Below are 26,227 nucleotides of genomic sequence, written 5' to 3'. Positions count from 1 at the left end.
AATGGAAATTTGACATGATGACAACTGTGTACCTGATTGCAGCACTGAGTTTTCTTGTTTTTTATCTTTTCTGGATTTTGCATATATCTGCGCTGAAAGACTATTCCGTGTTATTTAAACCCGTTGATTCAGATATGGGTGAAAATTTTGCTGTATTTCTTTTGAAAATGCTCTTGTACATCATCCTGATTTTTATATTTATGAGCAGAAACGCATTGAATGATCAGGGATTTGTGGTTTTGATGATGCTCACTCTTTATGCGTTGATTTTGTACGTTTCAGGATACAGATATCAATGAACGTTTTTTGGACATATCGCGTTCCAACACTCAAGAAAGACCGTATCATTCATATTCATGCCGGTCTGAATCATGGATATGTCCGAAAAATCATCCTGCCTGACTATACGCCTGAACAGGAATTGATACAGCAATCTGAAATCATGGAACTCTCGTTTGAATATCCTTACATGACTTTCAACTTTTTAAATTACCTGATTAAAAGTCAACAGGATCTGTTGGATGAAAAACTTTCTTTTTCAACACCTGGATTCCAGTTAAAAATTCTTCAGGACTATTTTTCTATTCTCGAAATCATGAAGCAGATTAAATTGCTGGCTGTACATTATCATGATAAAGCCCTTTATCAGACCACAGCCCTCTTTTTCAGGGAAAGTATTTTTAATGAGAAAATACTCAATCGTTTGTCAGCGCATATATTGAATCCAGAGAAGGATTCTTTGAATACTATTCTTACCATAAAAGATATTTTTTTTCTCTACGATTTGATTATGGGGTATGAAAAAGAAAAGGAAAAAGAAGGAAAAAGTTATTTGGTCATGAACCATGCAGTTTTCCGGCACTTTCATAAACATAAAAAAATCTTACCCGGTCATTTCTATGATAATGCCTTTATTAAAGATTCAAACCCCGAATTGATATCTGTTCCGGAATACAGAAAAAAATTATTGAATGATCTGAAAAAATATCTGCAGGTTATGAAACATGATCTTGAAATTCTCTCTGGAAAAGAGGAGGGAGGCGGTAGACAAAATATAACTTCCATGCAAACAAATCTTGAATCGGCTTTTCATTACGGTAATATTCATCATAAAACGAATCATCAATATTTAGTTGAATATTTGTATGACCGGTACTTCCAAAATCCCCATGTTTTTTATGGATTGCACCATGAAGCATTGGAATTTGTTTTTTTTCTGATGAATTTTACATTATTAGAGAAAGAGTATTCATGAATCTGCCCGGTTTTCTTGAAACATTATCCGTCAAACCATTTGTAAAAGGAATCCTGACTGTTCTGATTTCCGGGATATGCCTGAGCCTTATGTTTTTTCTGATTGCTTATTACCGACAGATAAGCCAAAAGTTGGTGAACCGGAAGAGAAAAGATCTTACCTTTCAATTGAAACCACTCTTTACCAGTTCTTTGTATAAAAATACATATAACCAGATTGATATTATTTATAAATTACAACTTCCTGTTTCCTTGCTTTTTTTAGTCTACCTGTTTCTTTTTCCCGTCCCTCAGGAACATCATTTTGTCTTAATAACCCTATACGGTACTTTGATGTTGTTTATCAATTTTTTGATGTTTCTTTCCGCCAACGATTCTGTGTTAAGACATTTCTTTCTGAAACGTATACGTATTCTTTTTGAATATTTTTTCCTCCTTTTCTTTCTGGTCCTGATTCTTGGTTCATCTAATCCGGCCTCTGCTAAAACACCATTTCTATCATCATTGATCGTTGTTTTAAGGGTTTTGTTGATGATTGTCCTGTTTATTACTTTGTGGGTCATACGCCACACATTTTCATTGGATATGTACCTGTTAAACAAACCCTGGTCCGATCGTTTGTCAAAAAACGGAAAATTGTTCACTGAATTGAATGAACAGGTGTCGGGTTTCTTGTTTCTTGGTATCTTTTTAACCTTAAGTACCTGGAATGAGGTTTTTACAAAGGAATTACTGAATCAATCCGGCATGTCACACCCAATTATTTTGTACTTCATGACTCTATTGGTTGTGATTTTACTGGATCTTTTTCAACGTCGCCTTATGTTTCGTTATTCCTGGCCAGATGAGAAGTATTTGATCATTTTGAATCATAAGGTTCTTTTACCGGTTTTGATGATTGCTGCAATTGTTTTGGTGTTGATATGAATATAAGCCCACAGCTGTTTTCGCTGATTCTTATTCTCCTCACTGCAGTAAGTGGTGTGATGTTTGTGTATTTCCGCTCACCCATGCTACGGATTGGAGTCTTGTTTCTGCTGCTTATTTTTATTTTACTGCCAGTCAAATATTCAGAAGGTCCTGTGTATTTCCTGTTTCTGATCCCAATTCTTCTATGTACGGTTTCCCTTGTCTTTATAAAAAATATCCGACCGGTTTCTTTACCACAAAACCTGTCCCGTTTTTTTCTTTTTCTATTATATCTGGTATCGTTTATGATGGCAGGTTTTTTTATTGTTTTTTACCCTGTCATGGTATCCTCAGAAACAGTACTCACTCCTGTATTCTCTTTGTTATTGGTGGTAATTCTTGTCCTTTTTATACGGTTTTACCTTGAAAAAGATAAGGAAGGTCATCCATGACGTGGGAACTTATACTACCCTATATCTCATATTGCCTGCTAATCATTTTTTCAGGGGTATTACTCTTTTTCTCCAAAGATAAACTTGCTCAGGGAATGGGATATATCATGGGTATGACGGTGATGGTCACCATTTTGTTGCATCATATCACTATTATTACCGCATTTACCGGGATGATAATTTTGATCTTGTTTTTCATCTATTTTATGATGGAAAGGAGCCATGATGATTCTTCAGGATAAGCTCTTTCTGGCTCTGCTCCTATTTGTCACAACATTCTGCCTGTTCTACGGGCTCATTCCTGCCTTTCGGCGGCGTTTCGTTTTTTTACCCTTGCTCTCATTTCTTATTCTCTTACTGACCACTCTTTTCCTGACACTCCCCGGTTCATTGAAAAACCCCGTTTTGTCTTACACACTTTATAATTACGATATTCTTCTTTTTAAACTCACGATCAGCAGACTTATCTTTTTTTCCCTCGTCTTTTTGACTTTACTAATTACTGGAATGTATAATCGTCATAGCCCAAAGGATGAAATCCTGGTGTGTGCTTTATTTATCAGCCTTTTTCTATTTTCCGGGAATATATTTACCGCTTTTACCGGTGTTCTTTTTATACTATTATCGTGGTTCGGAATTGCTTTGTTCAGTTCTTCCTCCCTTAGAATGAAAATTCAGAAATTAGGCTGTTTTTATACTCACCCTCCCAATGCCCAATACCATACCGGTCATAAATATAAACAGGATACGCCCGTCATTGGTATCCTGACTCTCTATTTTTTGCTAAGCTTTATCATTCTAATGATAGGATTTGTGACAGGATGAATCTTCTTCTGAAAAGCATTTTTCTTATACTTTTTGTCCCTGCATTCTTTGTGGATGTATTACCGGACCGATTCTATCGAATACGGCACCGCTACCCCTTATTTTTATTGTTTCAGACCGGTTTTATGTCTGTTATCCTTTATCTTATCTTCGGGAATATGTTTCCTCTCGTCTCTACGATTTCATTTTTTAACTCCTTTTCATTGACGCTTCAATTGGATGAAATGAACACCCTCTTTCTTCTCTCGATTTCAATATCGCTCTTTATCCTCTTACTCACCAAGCCGGATAAGGATAAAGGAAGATATCTCTGGATTATTATCTCCCTTGATCTTCTGGTTTTGGCAGGAAATACAGGAACGATGCTTTTTGCCTCATTCATCTATTTTCTTACTTCTCAACTGGGACGGGGGAAAAAATTACACGTGATAACCTATATCCCGGTTTTTTTATTAATAACAGCATATTTTCTTTTCAATATGCTCCGGGAGCCCACATCACTTGCCACATCCATCCATGAAATATCTGCTGTTATCCCCGTTTCCGGATCTGTTTTGTATCTGATTCTTTCTGCCTATTTTCTGATAGCTGTAATCCGCTTAACGGATATTATTCAGGATTATGTATCTGTAGAATATGCCATCCTTGAATTGATTATTTCATTTTTTGCACTGCTTTTTATCATCCAGCGGTTAACCGGGATGATGTTGAATCCCCATGTGATTCTGATGTACTGGTTCATATCAGCTTCCGTTATCCTGTTTATCCTGATGGGGACAATATTCTTTAAATGCTTGCGGAACCAGTCGTTTGCTCCTTTTATGATCACCTTTTTACTTACCATGAGTTTTGTTTTTATGAGCCTCAGACTCTTCCCGGTCGAGATTTCGATCCTGCATCTGCAACAACGTTTTATTACAGCTTTCCCCTTATACACTTTAATAATTGTACTTTTTCGGGACGTATTCATGATTCTTAAAGATCAATTATCCCGTTATTATGCAAGCATTATTTTCACGATGACTCTGATCCTCAATCCTCTCATTCTCTCAGGAAAGGTTTATGCATATTCCTTCTTTACCTTTATGCATGAAAATTCCTTTGGAATGGTTCTATTTATACTGTTTACATTGTGGTCCATTCTATCCAGTGCATTTTTGCTTTTGTATACAAATAAGGGGGAGGGGAAGGGGACCCAATTTCCCGGCGTGATGCTCATCATGGCGATCCTTTTCTTGATGATACATGAACTGGGAGTTTTGTCATGATACATCTTACGCTGACTCACATATATACTCTGGTGTTGGTATTATCCGCTGCTGCCGTAGTTTACATCATGTCCGACAGGGAACAGATGTATCGAAAAATATCAGGTTTAGTTTTATGGTCTGGACTGGTTTATTCATCATTCATCAGCCTGATTTCATTTAGTGGATTACCGGGTGGGTTTACCTTTCATAAGGAATCCGGGGTTTTATTTGCTTTATCTGCTTTTATGATGCTGCCGGCCCTGATTTATACGAAACGGTATCATACTTTTGATTCCAATCCCACTTTGGGCTTAATCCCCTATTTTATTTTTTTTCTGAATGGATTCGAACACCCCTTGATCTGGTATTTATCGTATGAAGTTCTCTCCCTGTTTCTTCAACTTTCCCGGGGAACCCTCCGATCCCAATCATTCCGGATCAGATATCTCATTTCCTCATTGATTCTTTTTCTTTCTTTATGGCTATTAACAGTCCAAAACGGACAAATGTTGGTACGGGATTATGCCTCTTTTCTTTTATTTTCAGGATTCATCCTACGCCTTTATACTCCCGGGGGATATTCCACAAGACCTGCTCAATCCTTTTACGCTTCGTTTCTTCAAACATTTATCACCATTCTACTGATCATTCGTTTTCAGCCGGAAATGACTTTCATGCGAGTCCGTATCTTAGGAGCCGGACTCCTCATCGTATCAGTGATCATACATTTTATTGAATCAGGGCGTAAACCATCAGATACATCATCTCTGGATATGAGTCTGAACACCCTGATACTACCCTGTTTATTGCTTGCTCTGTCCGGTATTATAAATCTCAGCACCGTTTATGGATATCTGTTGCTTCCATGGGTCCTCTTGTTTTTGCTAAAAAATAATTGGTGGCAGAGCCGTTATCGCAGAGCTTATCTCATGATGCTGATGACACTTCATGGGCTACCCTTTACAGCCGGAAGTGTAATTTGGATACATGTTCTGACCCGTTTGGACTTTCAATCTTTGTTTAGCTTTTTATTGCTTGCTGCCGGGACGCTTCTCCTGGCATTCTGGATCTATCTGTATTATAAAACTGGACGACAGATCCATCCTTCAGAAAAACCATATAATGGCCATTTTGATCCCGTATTGCTCTTTATCCTTCTTTTTAACCTTTTCTTATGGGTCTTTTTTGAAAATTTCCCCCGATTTTTTGGATTTTAGGTCAGTTTTCCATTAATAATCGTAAGCTAATCCGTTAAATTTCGAGTCGAATCATCACAAAGAAAGGTTCATGCATGGCAAAATCTTATCCATTTCAAGACATCGAAAAAAAATGGCAACGTGTTTGGGAAAAAAATAAAACATTCAAAACGCAGGAAGACCCGGGCAAAGAAAAATTTTACATTTTGGATATGTTTCCTTATCCATCCGGACAGGGTTTGCATGTAGGTCATCCTGAAGGATATACAGCCAGTGATATTATTGCCCGGTTCAAAAGGATGAATAATTTTAATGTGCTTCATCCCATCGGTTTTGATGCATTCGGTTTGCCTGCAGAAACGTATGCCCTTCAGACAGGCACTCATCCCAGAATCACCACAGAAAATAATATTGCCACATTTACAAGGCAGTTGAAACAATTCGGTTTTTCATACGATTGGGACCGGGTTGTGAACACAACAGACCCTCATTATTACAAATGGACTCAGTGGATATTCATTCAGCTATTCAAAAAGGGACTGGTCTATGAAGCCGAATCTCCTGTTTGGTGGTGTGAAGAACTGAAATCGGTTCTGGCCAATGAAGAAGTGGTGGATGGAAAAAGCGAGCGGGGTGGATATCCTGTCCGCCGGATAATGCTGAAACAGTGGATGTTGAAAATTACCGCCTATGCCGACCGGTTGCTTGAAGGATTGGATAAACTGGACTGGCCCGAATCCATCAAAGAGATGCAGAGAAACTGGATAGGGCGGAGTGAAGGTGCTGAAGTTCTTTTTCCCGTGCATGGCCACCCTGAAACCATCAAAGTTTTTACCACACGTCCGGACACACTTTTTGGTGCCACATATATGGTCCTATCCCCTGAACATCCACTTGTTGATAAAATATGTACACCCGAGCACAAAACCGATATTAAGAAATACCAGGAAGAAGCCGCGTTAAAAAGTGATTTAGACCGTACCGAGTTGGCTAAAGAGAAAACCGGGGTATTCACGGGTGCTTATGCGATTAATCCGGTGAATGAGGAAAAAATTCCGATCTGGATTGCCGATTATGTCCTCATCAGTTATGGAACAGGTGCTATCATGGCCGTTCCTGCTCATGATCAACGCGACTGGGAATTTGCCCGTAAGTTTCATTTGAAAATTGTACCGGTTTTGGAAGGTGGGGATATCTCTCAGGAAGCCTTCGTTGAAGACGGTACTCATATCAATTCAGGTTTTATCAACGGCATGAACAAAAAAGATGCCATTGACACCATGATCCGTTGGCTGGAAGAACACAATGCGGGGGAGAGGGCTATCAATTATAAACTCAGGGACTGGCTATTCTCGCGTCAACGTTACTGGGGCGAACCCATTCCGTTGTATAAAGATGAAGAAGGCAATGTATATGCCCTTGAGGAGGATGAACTTCCCCTGGAATTACCCGAAGTAGAAAAATATGAACCTTCCGGGAGTGGACAGTCACCTTTGGCTGCTATCCGGGATTGGGTTGAATTTACCAGGAATGGCAAAACATATTACCGGGAAACTCACACGATGCCTCAGTGGGCTGGCTCTAACTGGTATTATCTGCGTTACATCGATCCTCACAATTCCGAAAAGCTGGTAGATTCCGAAAAAGAGAAATACTGGATGCCGGTGGATTTCTACATCGGTGGTGCAGAACATGCAGTCTTACATTTACTTTACGCCCGTTTCTGGCATAAAGTCCTGTATGATCTTGGTGTTGTTTCTACGGATGAACCCTTCCAAAAGCTTATGAATCAAGGACTTATACTTGGTGAAGACGGTGAAAAAATGAGTAAATCCCGGGGAAATGTGGTGAATCCTGACGAGATTATTCATGAATACGGTGCAGACACATTACGGGTATATGAAATGTTCATGGGACCTATAGAACGGCCAAAACCGTGGTCTACCCAGGGATTAGCAGGTATTAACCGTTTTCTCAACCGGATATGGCGGCTTTTTATTGAAGAAGATGGGACACTGACAGATAAAATCACAGACGATCATGCATCCGGGCAGAACGTTAAAGTGTACCATGAAACGGTAAAAATCCTGACTGAACACATCGAATCGTGTCGGTTTAATACAGCCATTTCACAATTAATGGTATTCATTAATGAATGTTATAAAGAAAAAACACTGAACAGGTCATTCATGAACGGATTTGTGAAATTGTTGTCGCCTTTTGCACCTCATCTGGCAGAAGAATTATGGGAGAAAATGGGGAATACCGATGAATTAACGTATTCAAGCTGGCCGGAATATGAAGAAAAATATCTCATTGAGGCGACTATTGATTATCCGGTTCAAATAAACGGCAAAGTACGCACCGTGATAACCGTTCCCAAAAACATCAGCAGGGGAGACCTTGAAGCCGTTGTTTTTGAAAATGATCGTGTACAAAAATATACTGCTGGAAAACCTATTCGGAAATTTATCGTAGTTCCGGAAAAAATCATCACTATCGTGATCTGATTCTATCACATAAAAAATACATTTTTCCTGATATTGCAGTTGCCATGTAAGAGCATAACATGATCTACAAATAATTCTGTCTAATTTAGATAGAAAATGCAATGCATCATCAGAGCAACTTCAGTTATCAACATAAAATCCAGTGAAATAACCACGGAAAACAACGTCTAAGCTTCTAAAAAACCCCTCAATGTTTAAGCTTTTAAACTTTTCAACCCTTGAACGTTAATACGTAACAGTTTACATAATACATATTATGCGCAGCTATCACAGGGGTATTTTTTTTCCCTTTTCAGCTAATAAGATCTCAGATCTCCCCTTCTTCCCTCTTTTTTTAAGATATTTTTTGATCTTTTTTTGTTCTCCAGGCATAAAATGGGACAAATATACCCTGGATATGTTGGAATTCTCTACCAATCTGACAGATTCCTGTACTGTTAAATGTCCCGGAATTTTTTGTGGATCACTTGTACTGCTGTCCAAAAACAGGATTTGAGTTTTTAACTCTTCAACTTGGTGAATATCAAATACATCTGTATCTCCGGTGAATGACAGAGATATATCTTTAGTTCTCATATGATATCCTAAACTGCTATCATGATGATTTACCTTAAAAGGTGTGATGGTCACATCATTGACAAAAAGCTCTTTTCCTGAAACACACGGAGTTATCTGATACGTTACATGTTTAGATTTTTTAAACCACGGATGCCATACTTTAAGTAATCCGTCTTCTATAAATTTTGTATAAGCAGCTGATACACATATATTTATGCTGTGATGAATATTTTGTTCACCGTGAATAATGCCAAAAAGGATTTCCGGAAGACCCAGGCAATGATCTGAGTGAATATGGGTCAGGAAAATGGTATGTATATCTGTCAAATTATAACCATTATTGACAATTTCCTGTGCGATACCCGGACCTGCATCGATCAGTAAGGCTTTATCCCTAACCTTTACCCAATACGATGATGGTGCATTACCTGCTTCAGGAACCGATGTGCCGGTCCCAAGGACATGTATGTAAGGTGTATTCATACTTTAATGAATTATTTGTATGTTCTTGATATACAATGAGATATATCAATTATTCAACCTCATGTATTGGGGCGGTATTCATCACACATAATATTTCAATCCATTGGGACAACAGACGGTTTGGCATTTTATGATTGGGGGATATGGGGCATTGGTTTTTTGTTGGGGTGATACATGGGGTATTGGTTTTTCTGTTGGGGCGACACATGGGGTTTTCGATTTTTAATGGGGTGACACATGGGGTATTGGTTTTTCTGTTGGGGTGACACATGGGGTTTTCGATTTTTAATGGGGTGACACATGGGTCACCCCCTACTCTTAACTCAAAACTTGTACTTCAAACTCTCCACTCATCACTCTCAACTCGTATGTATTATTCCCATTCTATTGTTGCAGGCGGTTTGGAGCTGATATCGTAAGCGACTCTGTTCACGCCGTTAACTTCATTGATGATACGGTTTGATATGCGGCTTAATACGTTGTAAGGGATATGGGCCCAATCGGCAGTCATGCCGTCCAGACTGGTCACTGCCCTGAATACAATGGTATTTTCATAGGTTCTTTCATCACCCATAACCCCAACACTTTGAACCGGCAGGAGTACACAAAAGGCCTGCCATATTTTTCGGTAGAGTCCGTGGTTCCGTAATTCCTCAATAGCGATATAATCTGCTTTCCGCAATGTATCCAGTTTATCCCGTGTAATATCCCCCAAAACTCGGATTGCAAGTCCTGGACCCGGAAAAGGATGCCTGTGAAGGATTTTTTCGTCCAGGCCGAGCTGGAATCCCACTTCACGGACTTCGTCCTTGAAAAGCTCTCTCAGGGGCTCTATAAGCTTAAAATGCATCTTCTCCGGGAGTCCCCCAACGTTATGGTGACTTTTAATGGTTGCTGAAGGTCCCTTAAAAGACACCGATTCAATTACATCAGGATAAAGGGTCCCCTGGGCCAAAAATTCAAATTCTCCCAGTTTGCGGGCTTCATCCTCAAAAATATCAATGAAGAGATTACCGATAATCTTCCGTTTTCTTTCGGGATCGACAACACCCTCCAGAGCTTTCAGGAAACGTTCCTCTGCATCCACATAGACGAGGTTGATCTTAAAATGTTCACGAAAAGCACGCTGAACATCTTCCGCTTCATGGAGTCTTAACAGGCCGTTATTCACAAAAACACAGGTCAGCTGATCACCGATTGCCTTGTGGAGAAGAAGAGCTACAACAGAACTGTCCACTCCGCCGGACAGACCACAAAGAACCCGCTTCCCTCCCACTTTTTCCCGGATTTTTTCAAGTTGGGACTCCACGAAATTCAAGGGAGTCCAGACCGGCTGGACATCACAGATTTTCAAAATGAAATTCTTTAGAATGTCTTTTCCCTGATCCGTATGGGCTACTTCCGGATGGAATTGGATCGCGTAAATGTTCTTGTCTCTGTTTCGGATTGCCGCAACCGGAGCATTATCTGTCCTTGCCAGGATTTCAAAATCTTCCGGCAAATGTTCGATCCGGTCCCCATGACTCATCCAAACCGTCAACCGTCCCTTTGACAATTGAAGTTTATTGAATAAATCTTCTTCATTCAAAATGCTCAATTCCGCCCGGCCGTATTCTCTTTCTGCTGCTTTATCCACATGCCCGCCAAAGTGTTGAGCAATTAATTGCAGTCCGTAACAGATTCCTAAAATGGGAATACCCAATTCGTAAATTTCATCCGGGGGTTTGGGGGCATTTACATCATACACACTGGACGGTCCACCGGATAGGATGATTCCCTTGGGATTGAAAGCTTTTATATCCTTCAAAGGCATATTATAAGGATGGATTTCACAGTAGACATGGGATTCACGTATTCTCCGGGCTATCAGCTGGGTCACCTGGGATCCGAAATCCAGGATAAGAATCTTTTCATTCTGAAAGAGTGTTTTCATAAAAGCCTCTTATTATAATTTACCGTCGTGGTATATCATTGGCCGATGTATGTCTGACAATGATATTATCCCGGTCCGGACCGGTTGAAATCATCCCAAAAGGAACTCCCAGAGCCTCTTCGATAAATTGAACATAATACTGACAGTTTTTGGGGAGTGTGTTCCAGTCCGTCATCCCTTCCACTGGATCTTGCCAACCTGCAAGTTCCTGATAAATCGGCTGGTTACCATGATAATCGACAGCAATTTTTAAGGTATCGAATCCAGACAGGCAGCTGATTTTCGTTAAAACCAGGGAATTGAAGCCATTGATTCGAATGGCTTTTTTCAGGAGCGGCAGATCCAGCCAGCCACAGCGTCGGGGTCGGCCGGTAGTGGCTCCGAATTCATGTCCGTTTTGCCGAAGTTTTTCACCGTCTTCATCAAAAAGCTCCGTTGGGAATGGACCTTCACCAACCCGGGTTGTATACGATTTCACGATACCGATCCGATGGTCGAAATGGACATACACACCGGATCCTGTATAAGCCCCTCCAATAGTTGTACTGGATGATGTGACAAAGGGATAGGTGCCGTGATCGATATCCAGGAGCGTCCCCTGCGCTCCTTCATAGAGAACCTCTTTTCCTGAGTTCACAGCTTGGGCAATCACAGATGATGTTTCTTTCACAAAGGGTAGAAGTTTTTGAGCTGAACGAAAACACTCAGTCAGTTCATCCTCCATATTATCAGGGAATTCCTGGTGATAAACAGTTTCCGTCAACTTTTGGATTTCAGCAAGTTGAGAGTCCAGGATGGATTGATATCTGTCTTCGGCGATCATATCAAAACGGATGCCGTTTCTGCGGGCTTTTTGTTCATAAGCCGGACCAATTCCCCGTTTGGTTGTGCCGATGTGGGCATTTTGCAGGGAATCAAGCCATTTGTGGAGTGGTGTGACTATGTGGGCATTTTCAGCGATCAGAAGATGGCGGGGATCTACAGTAATTCCCTGATCCCGCAGAATTTCAATTTCTTGAAGCAGGAGTATGGGATCCACAACACAACCGTTTCCGATGATATTGACAGATTGGCCGGATATAATCCCGCTGGGAATCAGATGAAGGACATATTTTTTGTTTCCATGAATTACGGTATGGCCGGCATTGGCCCCTCCCTGGTAACGAATTACCAGGTCCGCCTTTTCGGCCAGGGTATCGACAATTTTCCCTTTCCCCTCATCACCCCATTGGGCTCCCATGACAATTGATACACTCATAATAAAACATCCTGTCAATATTTATCGGATTTATAGTCTGAAGAATCATTAGGCATATAGATATCGTGGACCTTCCCTTCCCGGATGGACAATGCCGAGACAATTTCAAGCTCTGCCTGTTCATGGAACTCCCGGATGGTAGTGACACCACAGGAAGACATAGATGCCTTGATTTTTGAAAGGGTTTCCGGCAGATTGTCCCGGAGTTTACCTGCATACTGGACAAAACCTTCCACACCTTCAACAAATTTCATCTGGTAGTACCGGGCAGATTTCCATTCCCTGGCCCGGGCAGAGCCTTCTCCCCAATAGGGTTTCATAATCCGGTTGCTAAGTTGAATTTTTTCCGTGGGGGATTCCTCCATCCTGGCAAAATAACGACCCATCATTACATAATCCGCACCCAACGCCAGGGCGATGGTAACATCTTTGGAATCTACGATCCCCCCATCTGCAACGACGGGGATATATTTGCCTGTCTCTTCAAAATACCGGTTTCTTTCATTCACCACATCAATAATCGCCGATGCAAGTCCACGACCTGTCCCCTTTTGTTCCTGAGTGATGCAAATGGATCCCCCGCCCATACCCACCTTTACCGCCCGGGCACCGCAATCCACCAGGAATCGAAATCCTTTTCCTGTAATAATATTGCCTCCAATAACCGGAAGATGGGAATAATTTGCCGATATCCACTCTAATGCCTGCTTTTGATAGATTGAAAAACCATCGGATGAATCCACTGTCAGAATATCAGCACCGGCTTCTTCAAGGGCCGGGACCCGCTCTCTGTAATCGTGGGTGTTTACAGCGGCTCCGGTCAAAAGACGTTTCCGGTCATCCAGCAATTCCAGAGGATAATTCATGTGGTTACGGACATCTTTACGGAAAACCAGGTTTTTCAGTTGATCCTCTTCATTCACAATGGGAAGAACGCTCTGATGACTTTCCCTTAATAATTTGTTGGCTTCCTTGATATCGGAAATATTGACACCCACAACCAGCTGTTCCCGTGGAATCATCCGCTCGGAAACTTTTAAATGGGCATGATGGGTCCCGCTGTAATCATTTTTTGTAAGAATTCCCAACAACTTATGATTGACATCAACCACAGGAAAAGTGTTAAAACCCTTGCTTTTGCTGATTTCGAAAACATCGCCGATCAGCATATCCGGATGTACATAAAAGGGATCCACAAAACCGGCTTTATAGCTTTTAATATCCCGGATCATGGCCGCTTCATTCTCTATGGTTTGTGAACAGAAAATAAATGCCAGTCCGCCCAGCCTGGCCAGTTCAATGCCCATCTCCACACCGGAAACACTCTGCATAGCGGCTGAAACAACAGGAATATTGAGTTTAAGTTCCTGCTCTCCCTCAGGTGTCCATGCCAATGTTGTTTCCAGGGATATTTTATCAATGGATGTTTCATCCGTTGTATATCCCGGCAAAAGACGATATTCCATAAGAGTCCGGGATGGTTCATTAATGATTTTTTTTGCCATGATTCTCCTTATGAAGTTTTCATTAATTGTTTGATATTCAAGGATATATCCATAATAGGATATTCCTGACGACGACCTGTGAATTGTACGATCTGATGTATTGTCGTGGAATATTCTGGGACGACGAAAGGGAGAAATATACCAATGGGATTTGTCCGGGTGGGATTCGGTGTGATCATGCCGGAAAATTAAGAAAAATGTCGGCTGAAATGAACGATTTTACGTGTGAAATTTACATAATCATTGATCTTTTGTCTAAATACGATTTGTTTCAATGAAATATCTGATCAACGCGATAAAAAGATGACCAATAATGGAATAATAAAGAAAAAGATGATTAAGAAGAGTACAGATATATACCGGTTATTATAGACAAGTTCTGAGAATTTTTTTGCGCCCCACAGGGGGATATTTCGTAAAAACGGAATAGAAAGAATTAAAATTGCCCCGGTAACATTGAACATAAAGTGGGCAAAGGCAACGATCAATGCTTCTGTTTTACCTGTGACAAGGGAAGCCAGAATTGCTGTAATCGTTGTGCCGATATTAGCTCCGACAGTATAGGGAAATACCTGATACAGCGTCAGGATTCCCGATCCCACAATAGGTACTATGAGTGATGTGGTAATGGAACTGCTCTGGACAAGAACCGTCAGGATCAAACCAAAGGCAAGGGCTGTAAAGGTTGATTTGAAAATGACTTTGTCAAAAAAGTTTTCTGCTTTATTAATAAAAACACTTTTTAAAACAACCACGATATACCGCAATGCAATAAAAAGAAAGATGAGGGCGAGTATCACAATTAAAACCGGATTTTTATTTAGAAGATCCGCAAGGTAAGATGCCAGGGGGTTCACAATCAGCTTCAATGGACTTTTAAAGGTTACTCCGGATGATCCTACAAAAATATCTGCAAGTTCTTTGGATAAAACCCCCAAAACGTTAAAAGATATTTGCAGAGGAAAAAGAATAAGGACTGAAAGAACATTGAAAAAATCGTGGACAACGGCTGCCGAAAAGGCACTTCGGAACTCATTTCGTCTGGATAAGGATCCCATCGAGACAATAATGTTGGTTACAGAGGTCCCGATATTGGATCCCATAACAATAGGAATAGCCCCTGAAATCGTTAAGGTTCCCCCTGCCACCATTCCTACCACTATGGATGTAACTGTCGACGAACTTTGAACCATACTGGTTACCAAAATCCCAATAAAAAGCCCCACAAAAGGGGATGAAGTTGTTTCCATCAGAGCATGGGCAAACTCTTTACCGAACAGTTTAAAACCCAAACCAATCAATTCAATACTCAGGAGAAAAAGGTATAACAGTCCAAGGATCTGTAAAGTCTTGATCAGGCCGCTTGTATATTTGTTCATGGACTCCCTGGGTTTTTCATGGACAGTCACTTTTCAAAGCCGGAAAATACGCAGAATAATCCGTATTTTAAATTAATTCACTGTGAATTGTGTGTTAAGATATTGTTAAGATTTCTGAAGGGCAATGAGATTTTCTACTTTTCAATAATGCAGAATTTCAAAATATACTTTTATAATATCTTCTATTAAGCTGATTTACAATGAGTTACTATTCTTTATAAAAGTTAGGTTAGACCCTATTAAAAAGATCTTCGAAATAGCTGAAATTAAAGGTTTCTTAACAATTATTTTTTTGACTTATCGGTAAAAAATAAATAGCTTATTTGTCCAACTAAAACCGGGGAAACGTGAATATTTTCACATCTTACATATTTGGACAAACAGAAAATAATCAGGTAGATTATTTTACTGGTATCAGGCGGGAGTTGCATTGAAAGAGACGATTTTCCGAAAAAATAATATTCAGTATCTAATGATCTCAATTTTACTTTTAGTCATTCATTCAGGTGCCCATGCACAGCGGCGTACCGGTCCTGTATCGGATATTCAAATGAGAAAAAGCAATGCCGGTGTGGCGGACTATGTCCATTACACCACTGTGGGACAATTGGGATTAACGGTCACCAATTTCGGAATTATTGGTGAAGGATATAATAATCCGGACCAGCCGAGTTTCATGTACAAACAATATCCGGATAATATTAAAGAACAAGTAGAACACATGAGCTATGGCGGTTTATGGATTGGAGGAATCGTTGGTGATGTGAAACGGGTTTCAACAGCCATTGTTGACGGTGTATTTGATTATGGGTCAGAAGGATTTGAGTTTACGGATAACGGTGATTCAATCTATGTCCGTTCTTCCATTACAACCAGCCGATACTATTCACCTGATGCCGTGAGTCACCAGGATTTTATTACTCAGTTTCATGATATGGGTCCGGTAGTAGAACATACTCCCATGAATTTGGAAGTCAATTTGCAGACACATGCATGGAATTATAAATTTGCGGAAGCTTTTGTGATTCTGGATTATTTCATTGTAAATAAAGGTACAGAAGTCATTAAAGATATTTATGTAGGCTTGTGGGCCGATGCCGCAGTGGGCAATATGAATTATACCAGTATTTATGAAAACGGAGGCGGGTGGAGCTGGTATGACAATCAAAATGGATTTGACCAATCGGATTTTGACCCAATGCCGGACGACAATGTCCCGGGTTTTCCCCGGAATATCGCCTATCAATTTGATGCCGATGGAGATAACGGGTACTCTGAAAGTTACGTGGGCTTTTCCTGTCTCGGATCTGAAACGGTTCCAAGAGAATACTGGGATACCCAATATAATCAATGGCCCTGGCAGGCGGCATCCAATATGACTTACCCGGATTATTTTATGCCGGTTGATGACAACCAGCGTTATGATAAGATGAAAACATCGGTCCCCAAAGGTGACCCGGTTTCATATCCCGATCTTTATACGGAAGATGGCTACCCCAGTCAGCCCAATAGCTGGATGATACTTATCTCTGCCGGTCCATTTGGGACTCATCCGGCAAATGACGACAGCACTGCCTGGGATTTTTATCCCGGGGACACCTTAAATGTCGTTTATGCCGTAGGATGTGGACGCTGGGCAACCAATGAATTAAAAGATTCTCCCGAGCGAAGAGAACTGCTTCGGGCAAATCTGGACTGGGCTCAGAAAGCCTATAACGGGGAAGATAGTAACGGGAACGGTGTTCTGGATGGTTGGGAAGATCAGGACGGTGATGGTGAATTGGATCGATACATACTCCCCTCTCCCCCTCCCTCACCCCGCCTGCATATTGAAGTGGATGCCGGTAAAGCAGTTTTATACTGGGATAATTCCCCCGAAGATTTTGAAGACCCTATCAGCCGGAAAAAAGACTTTGAAGGATACCGGATCTATGCACGCCGCAAAACCAGTGGCATAGACAAGCAGTGGACACTTCTGGGACAAATTGATAAGAAAAATGATATTGGATTCAACAGCGGTCTGGATGTCCTCCGGATCAGGGATGAATTTGGAAACCCATCCTATACCGTTTTCGGTCCGGATACCTTTTATTATAAATTTGAAAATACCGGCATCCTCAATGGATGGCCGGATAAAAATGTGTTTTCCGTGACCTCTTATGATACTGGTGATCCGGCGACGGGACTTGTTTCTCTTGAATCCAGTACTCTGGAAAACCGCACGGCAGTTGTTGCAGGCAAGGCACCGGTTGAACCGGGAGATGAATGGGTGACAGGGGTTTATCCCAATCCTTACCATGCCCATGCCGCCTGGGATGGATTGGGTGTCCGTGAACGGATGATTTGGTTTTACGGTTTGCCCCATAAAGCCACCATCCGGATATTTACCATCGCTGGCGAATTGATCAAAACCATCGACCATGATGCCGATACCTATAACGGCGCGGATATCGTATCTCTGAAAGACCTTTCCACATCAAATACGGTGTATGCCGGCGGAGAACACGCCTGGGATCTGATTACAGACTACGATCAGGCAACGGCTACCGGACTTTATCTTTATTCCATTGAAGATAAGGAATCCGGTAAAATCCAAACAGGCCGTTTTCTGATCATTAAATAAATAACAATAAACCAAGGAGAGATGATATGAAAAAACTGCTAACCGTTGTACTGATAGCGGTTCTGGCCATACCGGCTTTTGCCCAGATTACGCCTATCAGAGATATTCAGTACACAACGGAAGCCAGTGGTGATTCTCCCATGAACGGACAGACTGTAACCATATCGGGTATTGTAACAGCAGAACCCTATGCCTATGGTAACAGCTATTTCTTCGTTCAGGATGACAATGCACCCTGGTCCGGAATCTTTGTGTATGACAGTGCTCCCGACGATATTTTAATTGCTGAGGGAGACAGTGTGACATTAACGGGTACCGTTGAGGAAAAATACGGAATGACCCGTTTTACCGATCTTACCTCTATTGTGATTGAAGAAAAAGGTGTTTTCGGTATTGAACCCATTGTCGTCACGGCAGATCAAATTGCCACAGGCGCTGCCGAATCAGAATCCTATGAGGCCGTTCTGGTCCAAATTAGGGATGTTGCCGTGGCAAATCCTGATGAAGGATACGGTGAATGGTCTGTCACCGACGGGACAGACACCGTGATGGTTGATAACGGTGACTACTATTTTTGGCCTGCGGAATACGATTCCATTAAATCCATTACAGGCCCCCTCCATTACGATTATAATAACCGTAAAATTGCACCCCGGATTGCCTATGATATTGTAGAAGGTGTAAAAAAAGGGCAGGATAAAGCCTACACCAGAATCCAGAGAATCCAGCAGGTGCGGTATTCCGATCTGGTCAAAGCAGGCGTTGATGCAGAATCAGATGCTTCCTATCTGGTTCGTGAGGCCGGAGACAGTTCTCTGATGACTGTCCGTGGTATAGTAACTATGCCTACCGGTATCAGTTACGCCGGAGACGGTATTAAATTTATCCTTTCTGATCCTCATGGTGGTCCCTGGAGTGCCATTCTTTCATATAATGCTGATTCAACTATCTATCCCGTTTTATTTCCCGGTGATGAGATTGAAATGACCGGTTATGTGGGCGAATATACAACAGATGATGCGAATATGACGGAATTCTGGCTTGTGGGAGATATTGAAATTCTTAATTTCGAGCAGGCGCTTCCGGATACACCTGTTGTTAAAACGGGTGATCTCAGATGGCCAACAACTGCAGAACAATGGGGAAATGTTTTTGTAAAAACTGAAAACTGTGTCGTGACCAATAATGACCTTCAATATGAAGTCATGGAAATTGATGATGGTTCCGGTGCTGCGCTGGTTGATGATGATTCAGACAGCCTGGCAAATTATATTGCCCCCCCTGTTGGAACACAGCTCCAGAGTGTTGTCGGATGGATTTATCATCACTATGGCAGTTATGCCGATTCCACCACCTATAAAATCGAGCCCCTTTTCGAACGGGATATTGTGGCCGGTGAAGGTCCGGCGCTGCTGACCAGTGCTAAAAGAACACCCCAACTTCCCTCCTCCTCTGATGTGGTTACGGTTCAGGTAACCGCCGTAACTAACCGGTCAATAACTGATGCAAAAGTTTACTACCGGGTAGATAATGCTGCTTCATATACTGAAGTTGTCATGACTGATCAGGGAGAAAAAGTCTTTGCCGGAGATATTCCTGCTCAGGCAGAAGGCGCTTTTGTGGATTATTACTTCTATGTTGAAGATGAAAAAGGGGGTGTGTCTACTCTTCCCTCTGATGTAAATCTCAAGAACTTCTCCTATGTTGTGACAGATGGTAATCCTACTATCAGGGATATCCAGTATACGCATTGGGCCAATGGTGAATCACCCTTCCATGGTTCCACAGTAACAACCACCGGATATATCACTGCAGGACAAGGTTACGTTACACAGTTTACCAACAGTGGTGTCAGTGCCCTGCCCATGGCTGATGATAGCGGTCCATGGAACGGTATTTTTATCCTTGCTACCCCGGAACAGCTGGCCGGACTCCAGTATGGACAGGAAGTCACTGTAACCGGTAGAGTTGATGATAACTACGATGAGTACTGGAGATGGCAGAAAAACACCTATATTGTTGCTGATTCAATCGTCGCAGGTGATGTCTCTGAACCACCGACTCCTGCAAGAGTCTCCATCTCGGATATTGCTGCCGATCATGAATCCTTCGAAGGTGTTGAAATTAATGTGACCGATTTTTCTCAAATCGCATCCATCAATCAGTATGATATCACCATCACAAACGGAAGTGACAGCATTCTGCTTGATGATGACTGCGTACCTTCCGAAATATTCAGCATTACCAGCAATGAATATGCTGTTATCGGTGGGACAGATACGGTACGTGTCGGAGATTATCTGGATATCGTCAAAGGTGTTTATCTGTTCAGCTATGGCACTTTTAAAATTGAAGTCCGGGACGGAACCGACCTGGGACTGACATCTGCCACTGAACCGGTAGTACCGATGACCTATGCCTTGCACCAGAATTATCCCAATCCTTTCAATCCCTCAACGTCTATCTCATTCTCACTCCCTGAACAAACACTGGTCTCGATTCAGATCTACAATGTGAGAGGACAACTGGTGCAAACGTTGACTAACAGTGTGTATGCACCGGGACAACACACGCTTACGTGGAAACCGGTTAATCTCAGCAGCGGTATTTATCTGTACAGGATTAATGCCGGTGATTTTAACGCAGTAAAAAAGATGACATATCTTAAATAGGAAACTTGTCTGAAAGGGGGGATTCAACTCCCCCCTTTTATTCATTTATGAAATGACAAAGTATACGAAAATTCACATCATGGCCGGGAAATCCGAAAAACTTCTGTCACTCCTTGCAATATGCAGGCATCATATCAATCATGAGAGGTATCCATGAGACATAGAGTATTCGTTGGAGTTCTGTTTTTATTAACGCTTCTCATGTGGAATTGTGAAAATCCCTTTACACCGGATATCCCGGAATCTACTTATACCAATCTGCCACCTGAAACGCATATTTCCATGATATACCATCCGGATACGGTTTTAACAGCCGGTGATTACTGGATAAATGAAGGGGATACCATCTGGGTGGAAGAAAACGACAGCCTGATCCTTGGATTGGATACAACTGTCAGTGTCAAAGAAGTCTTTTGGTGGGGTGATGATCCGGATGGAGAAATCATCGGATATTATTACCAATGGAGTTTTATGCCTGAACCTGAATTTACTCAGGAGGAATCCGATACCTTTTATCTGCCTTTAAGAAGCAAGTTTGATATTTATAGCATTAAAGTCTGGGCGGTTGATAATGACAGTCTGGAAGACAGTACTCCGGCTGTCGTCAGTTTTCCGGTATACAATTCTCCGCCGGTTTTAGAATGGAAACTAAACTCCCTCCCCCCTGTTGCAACTACCCCCAATGTTGTTCACCAATCGTTTACACATCACTCTTTTTTCTGGGATGTATATGATCTGGACGGACTGGAAACTATCACGTCTGTCTATTGGGCTTTGGATGATACAAGTACATGGCACAGGCTGGATGGAGATCAGCGCTCTATTTTCCTGGAGGATTTGGAACCAGGAAACCACCGGATCTTTTTTCAGGCAGAAGATATTGCAGGAGCAAAATCAAACGTGATTTCCTTTCCTGATCCCGAAGATGATGAAATTCCAAATACATGGAAAGTGATTGAACCTGTCGGTGATTACCTCATTGTAAACGATTACGCCAGTGATCAGTTAAATTATACGCATCAAAATTTTTATAAAGAAATTTTTGATAACATCATTGGTTCAGATCAATATTCTATTTGGGAAATCGGTGATAATGTGAATAATGCCCATAATTCCATTCCTTACAGCACACAGGATATTGAATACAATTTAAGTTACTTTAAAAATGTCTTTTGGTTTACCTTCCGGGGAGAAAACTCCATAAACCAGTCTGCCCTGGCTCTGACCCGATTTGTTGCTGATGGTGGCATTCTTTTTATGAACAATGCCATGAAAGGCGGCACACTGGCTGATACAACCTGGAGTTTCACCAGCATTGATACCATGTACTTTTTCAGCAAAACAGGGCGGGTTCTGCCGGGGACAAATATCGATGGGTTCTGGGGAGATCCGGTATTGGATTCAACCCTGGCCTTATCACTGGGCTCTACCCTTGCCGACCGTTTATGGGCCATAGAACCTGGTAAAAATGCGGTGATCCGTTACCGATTTGAGGATGCCGGTCCGAATGGTCAATCCTATAATGGAGCCCCTGGGATTATGACCGAAACCCGGATCAATGAGGGTATTTGCTATTATATGACCATCCCGCTTTACTATTGTAATGGGAATGAGAATGTCGATAAGCTGTTTAAACACGTATTTGAATTGGAATGATGAAACAAATAATACATAAAATCCTGGTTCTTCTTCTCCTGAGTACATCTTTAACGATTGCTGCCACAATTCGCGGAACAGTGACAGATGCAGAGACGGGCGAACCCCTGCCGGGAGCCAACATCATTTTAAAAGGAACCTACTACGGTGCTGCTTCGGATGTGGATGGTACCTATGTGATTCCTGATGTTTCTTCCGGAAGTTACGACCTTGAAGTCTCTATGATGGGCTATACCGTACAAATTCACAGTGGTATTGATGTGTCTGCCAGGGAAACACGCGTTTTGAATATCCAATTGAAACCAACCGTCTTAGCCTTGGGTCAAGAAGTGACGGTCATCGGTGAACGTCCGATTATTGATGCCGATGCGACCGGTTCTTCGGTCAATGTGAGTGCCAGCGATCTGGAAAACTCCATCGTCGAGAGTGTTAGTGATATTGTAGCCCAGCAGACCGGTGTATCAAAAAGCGGGGATAATGAAATCCATATCCGGGGTGGCCGTGTGGACGAAGGCCAGTTTATTGTAGATGGGCTTTCCATTAAAGATCCCCTGACAGGAGCTACAAACAGCCTGTATGTGAATCCAAATGCCATTGAGGAACTGGAATTCATCACCGGAGGATTTAACGCCGAATACGGACAGGCCATGTCCGGAATTATTGATGTCAAATTAAAGGAAGGTGCCAAACAACTGGAAGGATCTGTCAGATATAAGACAGATAAAATTTTATCAGACAATTTTAATACGGATAACATCGAATTTACTCTGGGTGGCCCTCTTTTCAGAAATAGTGATATGATACCTGGAAATCTTTCCTATTTCCTGAGTGGCTATCTTTTTTTGACGGACACATATCTGCCAACTGCTGGTCCTTTGTATCCCTATCGGGAATGGACTGAAGCATTTGTCAGCCGGGAAGAAAACAATTTCAGCAGCATGGCCAAACTCAGCTGGCTGATTACTCCAAAACATAAATTTGCCATCTCTTATAACCATAGTGCCAATGTGGACCGGGATTATGATTATGCCTATAAAGAGATCATGGATAATTACCCCACAACAACCCGGGAATCGCAGGTTGTGAATGTGATCTGGACTCATACGCTGAATTCGAAGCTTTTTTATAATATGAATCTAGGATATTTTTACACCGGAAAGCATGATGCCGTAAAAAATAAACACTGGTCTGAATATCATGAAGTTCTGGATTTGGATCCCACTTCCTTTACTCCTTTGAATCCGTATGGGAATCTTCGTGTATACAACGGGGATGAATTTTGGGATCATGGCGACGCCCCGTATTGGTATGATTACTTCAGCAAGAACTATTCTATTGAAGCAGATATGACATGGCAGCCCAACACACGGCATACCGTCAAGGGGGGGTACAACCATCGTAAGACCAATATGCAGGTCGTCGATATTTATAAACCCTGGGCCGGTGGTGGTTCAGGATTGGGGGAATCCTTTGACTATTACACGGTATCCCCGTCGGATGGTGCTTTTTATATTCAGGATAAAATTACATTTGAAGGCATGATCGCCAATATCGGCCTGCGCTATGATTACTGGATTATTGGTGAGTACGTGGAAGATATCGTGAATGATCCCGATATCCTGACCATTACTCCCGAAGGGAAAGATCGATTTTTGAATGAAACATATAATCTGCTGGGACGAAGAGCCAAGGGGCATATAAGTCCCCGACTGGGTATCAGTCATCCGGTGACCGATAATGATGTTCTGTACTTTAATTACGGCCATTTCAGCCAATTACCGACATACAACTATGTATATGCCAATCTCACAAGCCGTTCCGAAAATCCTTATTCCCTCATCGGAAATCCCAATTTGAATCCTAAGACAACCGTAGCCTATGAATTAGGTATTAAACATAAATTTTCCAAGTCCACGGCCATTGAATTCAAAGCCTATTACAAAGACATGTTTGATTATGAAACCTCACAACGGATTACCAGTTTTAATCCTCTTGTGGGGAATTACAGCATGCTCATTTATATCAATGCTGATTATGCCCGGTCCAGGGGGATTGAAATCACCTTCCGTCGCCTTTATGGCCGATATTTTTCCGGGGATGCCTCATTTTCCTATGCTATCAGTACTGGTAAATCTTCCAGACCCGATGACAATCTGCTGATTGAAGCCGGAATGCTTTCTCAAAAACCCCTCTCTGAAAACTACCTGTCTTGGGATGAACCCTTTCGGCTTCGGGGAAATCTACGGTTTAATATGTTTGAAGAAACACCTCCCCGCCTGTTTGGGATGAGAATGCCCAACAACTGGAAACTGAATATCCATTTTGATGCCCAGTCCGGGCAACGATATACACCCAGTGTTGCGACAGACACCGTACAGGTTGAAGGTGGCACCTGGATTTTTCTGGGTACCTCCATGTCCGACAATCCCTACGGGGCAATTGCCGATCCGATTGTGACCATCGATGTCAAATTCACCAAAGAATATTACTTCAAATCCCTCCGATATGGATTTTACATTGATGCCCAAAATGTCTTTAATCATAAAATACCCCGAAGAATCAATCCCTTTACCGGAAAACCTTACGATCCCGGTGAAATTATCTCTTATGTCTATTTAGGCGGCAGAAATCCAAATTATGATCCATCACGATATTATGCTCCCAGACAGGTGACCCTGGGTGCGTTTTTAATGTTTTAAATCATGAACTGACGGAATACAATGAAACAAAAACTGATCATATTAACACTCCTCATTCTTACAACCACTCTCCATGCCGGAGGGATATTACCCCAACTAGGTGGGCAGCGTGCCGGTACATCCTCTTTGACATTTCTGAAAATAAAACCCAGCGCCCGGGCCTCCGGGATGGCTGAAGCCTTTACTGCCATAGCGGGAGATGCATCAATTATACAATATAATCCGGGGGGACTCACACAATTGGAAAACCCGTCTGTCACCTTTAGTCATCTGGACTGGTTCGCCGATATTGATTTTGAATATTTTGCCGTGAGTTATCCTTTTCTTAACTGGGCTTTGGGATTTGAAGCCGGAACCCTTCACATGCCTGCCATGGAAATTACCACAGAATATAAACCCTATGGATCCGGTGAATATTTCACTTTTACCGATTATTTTGCTGGGATCTCCTTCTCACGTAAAATGAGTGAACGGTTCAGTTTTGGTATCACAGGCCGTATCGCCCGCGAAGAATACCTGAATTTTAAAAGCACAAATCTCCTGATGGATTTGGGAACCTATTATTATACCGGTTTTAAAGACCTGAGAATCGCTGTTGCGTTTTTAAATTTCGGCCCGCCTACAGCTCCCGAAGGTACCTATGAGTATATCAATGCGGAGGGATATACAGAGACCCGGGAGTACGAAAAATTTTCGCCACCAACCACTTTCCATCTGGGATCTGCCATGACCCTTCTGGAACGTCAGGCTTTTAATTGGCTTGTTTCTGCTCAATTGAACCATCCTGTGGATAACGCGGAATATTTTGCATTCGGCTCCGAAATAACCCTCTTGAAAACGTTGGTTCTCAGGGCAGGCTTTGACACAAATGAAGATCATAATCCCTTCTCTTTTGGATTGGGTTTTAAAGCGGAAAAATGGGGACAATCCCTGAGGATTGATTATGCATACAGGGATAATGAATATTTGAACCCGACACAACAATTTCAGATATCTTACAATTTCTAGGACGGATAATGAGACATTTAAAACGAATATCATTCTTATTTCCTCTGCTCATCTTGA

The 26,227-nt window shown here is 41.8% G+C and carries 19 protein-coding genes; 14 read left to right on the top strand and 5 right to left on the bottom strand.

Going from position 1 to position 26,227, the window contains the following annotated elements; translation table 11 throughout:
- Positions 1-14 precede the first annotated feature (14 nt).
- The 9 genes from strainIA91_RS06100 to leuS all read left to right on the top strand — a co-directional run bounded on the left by strainIA91_RS06100 (position 15) and on the right by leuS (position 8,396).
- The gene (locus strainIA91_RS06100) at positions 15-299 is read left to right on the top strand and encodes a hypothetical protein (protein ID WP_400165885.1); all 285 of its coding nucleotides are present in this window, start codon (positions 15-17) and stop codon (positions 297-299) included.
- A complete protein-coding gene (locus strainIA91_RS06095) occupies positions 296-1,255 on the top strand; it encodes a hypothetical protein (protein WP_400165884.1) in 960 nt (319 codons plus the stop codon). The genes strainIA91_RS06100 and strainIA91_RS06095 overlap by 4 nt, the downstream gene beginning before the upstream one ends.
- On the top strand, positions 1,252-2,181 hold the full coding sequence (locus strainIA91_RS06090) for a hypothetical protein (protein WP_400165883.1): 930 nt from the start codon (positions 1,252-1,254) through the stop codon (positions 2,179-2,181). The genes strainIA91_RS06095 and strainIA91_RS06090 overlap by 4 nt, the downstream gene beginning before the upstream one ends.
- On the top strand, positions 2,178-2,615 hold the full coding sequence (locus strainIA91_RS06085) for a hypothetical protein (protein WP_400165882.1): 438 nt from the start codon (positions 2,178-2,180) through the stop codon (positions 2,613-2,615). Before strainIA91_RS06090 ends, strainIA91_RS06085 begins: the two co-directional genes overlap by 4 nt.
- The gene (locus tag strainIA91_RS06080; protein WP_400165881.1) at positions 2,612-2,857 is read left to right on the top strand and encodes a hypothetical protein; all 246 of its coding nucleotides are present in this window, start codon (positions 2,612-2,614) and stop codon (positions 2,855-2,857) included. The genes strainIA91_RS06085 and strainIA91_RS06080 overlap by 4 nt, the downstream gene beginning before the upstream one ends.
- A complete protein-coding gene (locus strainIA91_RS06075) occupies positions 2,838-3,440 on the top strand; it encodes a hypothetical protein (RefSeq protein WP_400165880.1) in 603 nt (200 codons plus the stop codon). Before strainIA91_RS06080 ends, strainIA91_RS06075 begins: the two co-directional genes overlap by 20 nt.
- Positions 3,437-4,708 (top strand): hypothetical protein, encoded by a 1,272-nt coding sequence (locus strainIA91_RS06070; protein ID WP_400165879.1) that lies wholly within the window; start codon positions 3,437-3,439, stop codon positions 4,706-4,708. The genes strainIA91_RS06075 and strainIA91_RS06070 overlap by 4 nt, the downstream gene beginning before the upstream one ends.
- On the top strand, positions 4,705-5,907 hold the full coding sequence (locus strainIA91_RS06065; protein WP_400165878.1) for a hypothetical protein: 1,203 nt from the start codon (positions 4,705-4,707) through the stop codon (positions 5,905-5,907). Before strainIA91_RS06070 ends, strainIA91_RS06065 begins: the two co-directional genes overlap by 4 nt.
- Before the next feature lie 74 nt (positions 5,908-5,981).
- A complete protein-coding gene (gene leuS / locus strainIA91_RS06060) occupies positions 5,982-8,396 on the top strand; it encodes a leucine--tRNA ligase (protein WP_400165877.1) in 2,415 nt (804 codons plus the stop codon).
- A 267-nt stretch (positions 8,397-8,663) separates the two neighbouring features.
- Here the strand turns inward: leuS and strainIA91_RS06055 are convergent, their stop codons facing one another.
- The 5 genes from strainIA91_RS06055 to strainIA91_RS06035 form a co-directional block, all read right to left on the bottom strand.
- Complete coding sequence (locus strainIA91_RS06055; RefSeq protein ID WP_400168223.1) at positions 8,664-9,437, bottom strand: MBL fold metallo-hydrolase; 774 nt, start codon at positions 9,435-9,437, stop codon at positions 8,664-8,666.
- Between the two features lie 373 nt (positions 9,438-9,810).
- A complete protein-coding gene (guaA, locus tag strainIA91_RS06050; protein ID WP_400168222.1) occupies positions 9,811-11,370 on the bottom strand; it encodes a glutamine-hydrolyzing GMP synthase in 1,560 nt (519 codons plus the stop codon).
- Positions 11,371-11,389: 19 nt separating this feature from the next.
- Positions 11,390-12,628: an adenylosuccinate synthase gene (locus strainIA91_RS06045; protein WP_400168221.1), complete on the bottom strand. Its 1,239-nt coding sequence runs from the start codon at positions 12,626-12,628 to the stop codon at positions 11,390-11,392.
- A gap of 14 nt (positions 12,629-12,642) precedes the next feature.
- Positions 12,643-14,133, bottom strand: a complete 1,491-nt coding sequence (locus strainIA91_RS06040) for an IMP dehydrogenase (RefSeq protein WP_400168220.1) — start codon at positions 14,131-14,133, stop codon at positions 12,643-12,645.
- A gap of 287 nt (positions 14,134-14,420) precedes the next feature.
- Positions 14,421-15,512 (bottom strand): Na/Pi symporter, encoded by a 1,092-nt coding sequence (locus tag strainIA91_RS06035; protein WP_400168219.1) that lies wholly within the window; start codon positions 15,510-15,512, stop codon positions 14,421-14,423.
- Between the two features lie 472 nt (positions 15,513-15,984).
- On the opposite strand from strainIA91_RS06035, the gene strainIA91_RS06030 reads away from it, so the two are divergent.
- From strainIA91_RS06030 to strainIA91_RS06010, 5 genes are all read left to right on the top strand, one after another.
- Positions 15,985-18,135 (top strand): hypothetical protein, encoded by a 2,151-nt coding sequence (locus strainIA91_RS06030; RefSeq protein WP_400168218.1) that lies wholly within the window; start codon positions 15,985-15,987, stop codon positions 18,133-18,135.
- A 26-nt stretch (positions 18,136-18,161) separates the two neighbouring features.
- Entirely contained in the window at positions 18,162-20,807 is a 2,646-nt protein-coding gene (locus tag strainIA91_RS06025; protein WP_400168217.1) for a T9SS type A sorting domain-containing protein, read from the top strand.
- Between the two features lie 153 nt (positions 20,808-20,960).
- Complete coding sequence (locus strainIA91_RS06020; protein ID WP_400168216.1) at positions 20,961-22,463, top strand: hypothetical protein; 1,503 nt, start codon at positions 20,961-20,963, stop codon at positions 22,461-22,463.
- Positions 22,460-25,162, top strand: a complete 2,703-nt coding sequence (locus strainIA91_RS06015) for a TonB-dependent receptor domain-containing protein (RefSeq protein WP_400168215.1) — start codon at positions 22,460-22,462, stop codon at positions 25,160-25,162. The genes strainIA91_RS06020 and strainIA91_RS06015 overlap by 4 nt, the downstream gene beginning before the upstream one ends.
- A gap of 21 nt (positions 25,163-25,183) precedes the next feature.
- The gene (locus tag strainIA91_RS06010; protein ID WP_400168214.1) at positions 25,184-26,170 is read left to right on the top strand and encodes a PorV/PorQ family protein; all 987 of its coding nucleotides are present in this window, start codon (positions 25,184-25,186) and stop codon (positions 26,168-26,170) included.
- Positions 26,171-26,227: the final 57 nt, after the last annotated feature.

It is taken from the genome of Candidatus Neomarinimicrobiota bacterium, from assembly GCA_041154365.1.
GTDB classification, from domain to species: Bacteria; Fidelibacterota; Fidelibacteria; order Fidelibacterales; family Fidelibacteraceae; genus Fidelibacter; species Fidelibacter multiformis.
This window is presented reverse-complemented; position numbering and strand designations above follow the sequence as displayed.

What these genes read in the sequence shown, in the direction of transcription:
- strainIA91_RS06100 (WP_400165885.1), top strand. Translation starts at nt 15, where the DNA reads ATGATGACAACTGTGTACCTGATTGCAGCACTGAGTTTTCTTGTTTTT.
- strainIA91_RS06095 (WP_400165884.1), top strand. Translation starts at nt 296, where the DNA reads ATGAACGTTTTTTGGACATATCGCGTTCCAACACTCAAGAAAGACCGT.
- strainIA91_RS06090 (WP_400165883.1), top strand. Translation starts at nt 1,252, where the DNA reads ATGAATCTGCCCGGTTTTCTTGAAACATTATCCGTCAAACCATTTGTA.
- strainIA91_RS06085 (WP_400165882.1), top strand. Translation starts at nt 2,178, where the DNA reads ATGAATATAAGCCCACAGCTGTTTTCGCTGATTCTTATTCTCCTCACT.
- strainIA91_RS06080 (WP_400165881.1), top strand. Translation starts at nt 2,612, where the DNA reads ATGACGTGGGAACTTATACTACCCTATATCTCATATTGCCTGCTAATC.
- strainIA91_RS06075 (WP_400165880.1), top strand. Translation starts at nt 2,838, where the DNA reads ATGATGATTCTTCAGGATAAGCTCTTTCTGGCTCTGCTCCTATTTGTC.
- strainIA91_RS06070 (WP_400165879.1), top strand. Translation starts at nt 3,437, where the DNA reads ATGAATCTTCTTCTGAAAAGCATTTTTCTTATACTTTTTGTCCCTGCA.
- strainIA91_RS06065 (WP_400165878.1), top strand. Translation starts at nt 4,705, where the DNA reads ATGATACATCTTACGCTGACTCACATATATACTCTGGTGTTGGTATTA.
- leuS (WP_400165877.1), top strand. Translation starts at nt 5,982, where the DNA reads ATGGCAAAATCTTATCCATTTCAAGACATCGAAAAAAAATGGCAACGT.
- strainIA91_RS06055 (WP_400168223.1), bottom strand. Translation starts at nt 9,437, where the DNA reads ATGAATACACCTTACATACATGTCCTTGGGACCGGCACATCGGTTCCT.
- guaA (WP_400168222.1), bottom strand. Translation starts at nt 11,370, where the DNA reads ATGAAAACACTCTTTCAGAATGAAAAGATTCTTATCCTGGATTTCGGA.
- strainIA91_RS06045 (WP_400168221.1), bottom strand. Translation starts at nt 12,628, where the DNA reads ATGAGTGTATCAATTGTCATGGGAGCCCAATGGGGTGATGAGGGGAAA.
- strainIA91_RS06040 (WP_400168220.1), bottom strand. Translation starts at nt 14,133, where the DNA reads ATGGCAAAAAAAATCATTAATGAACCATCCCGGACTCTTATGGAATAT.
- strainIA91_RS06035 (WP_400168219.1), bottom strand. Translation starts at nt 15,512, where the DNA reads ATGAACAAATATACAAGCGGCCTGATCAAGACTTTACAGATCCTTGGA.
- strainIA91_RS06030 (WP_400168218.1), top strand. Translation starts at nt 15,985, where the DNA reads ATGATCTCAATTTTACTTTTAGTCATTCATTCAGGTGCCCATGCACAG.
- strainIA91_RS06025 (WP_400168217.1), top strand. Translation starts at nt 18,162, where the DNA reads ATGAAAAAACTGCTAACCGTTGTACTGATAGCGGTTCTGGCCATACCG.
- strainIA91_RS06020 (WP_400168216.1), top strand. Translation starts at nt 20,961, where the DNA reads ATGAGACATAGAGTATTCGTTGGAGTTCTGTTTTTATTAACGCTTCTC.
- strainIA91_RS06015 (WP_400168215.1), top strand. Translation starts at nt 22,460, where the DNA reads ATGATGAAACAAATAATACATAAAATCCTGGTTCTTCTTCTCCTGAGT.
- strainIA91_RS06010 (WP_400168214.1), top strand. Translation starts at nt 25,184, where the DNA reads ATGAAACAAAAACTGATCATATTAACACTCCTCATTCTTACAACCACT.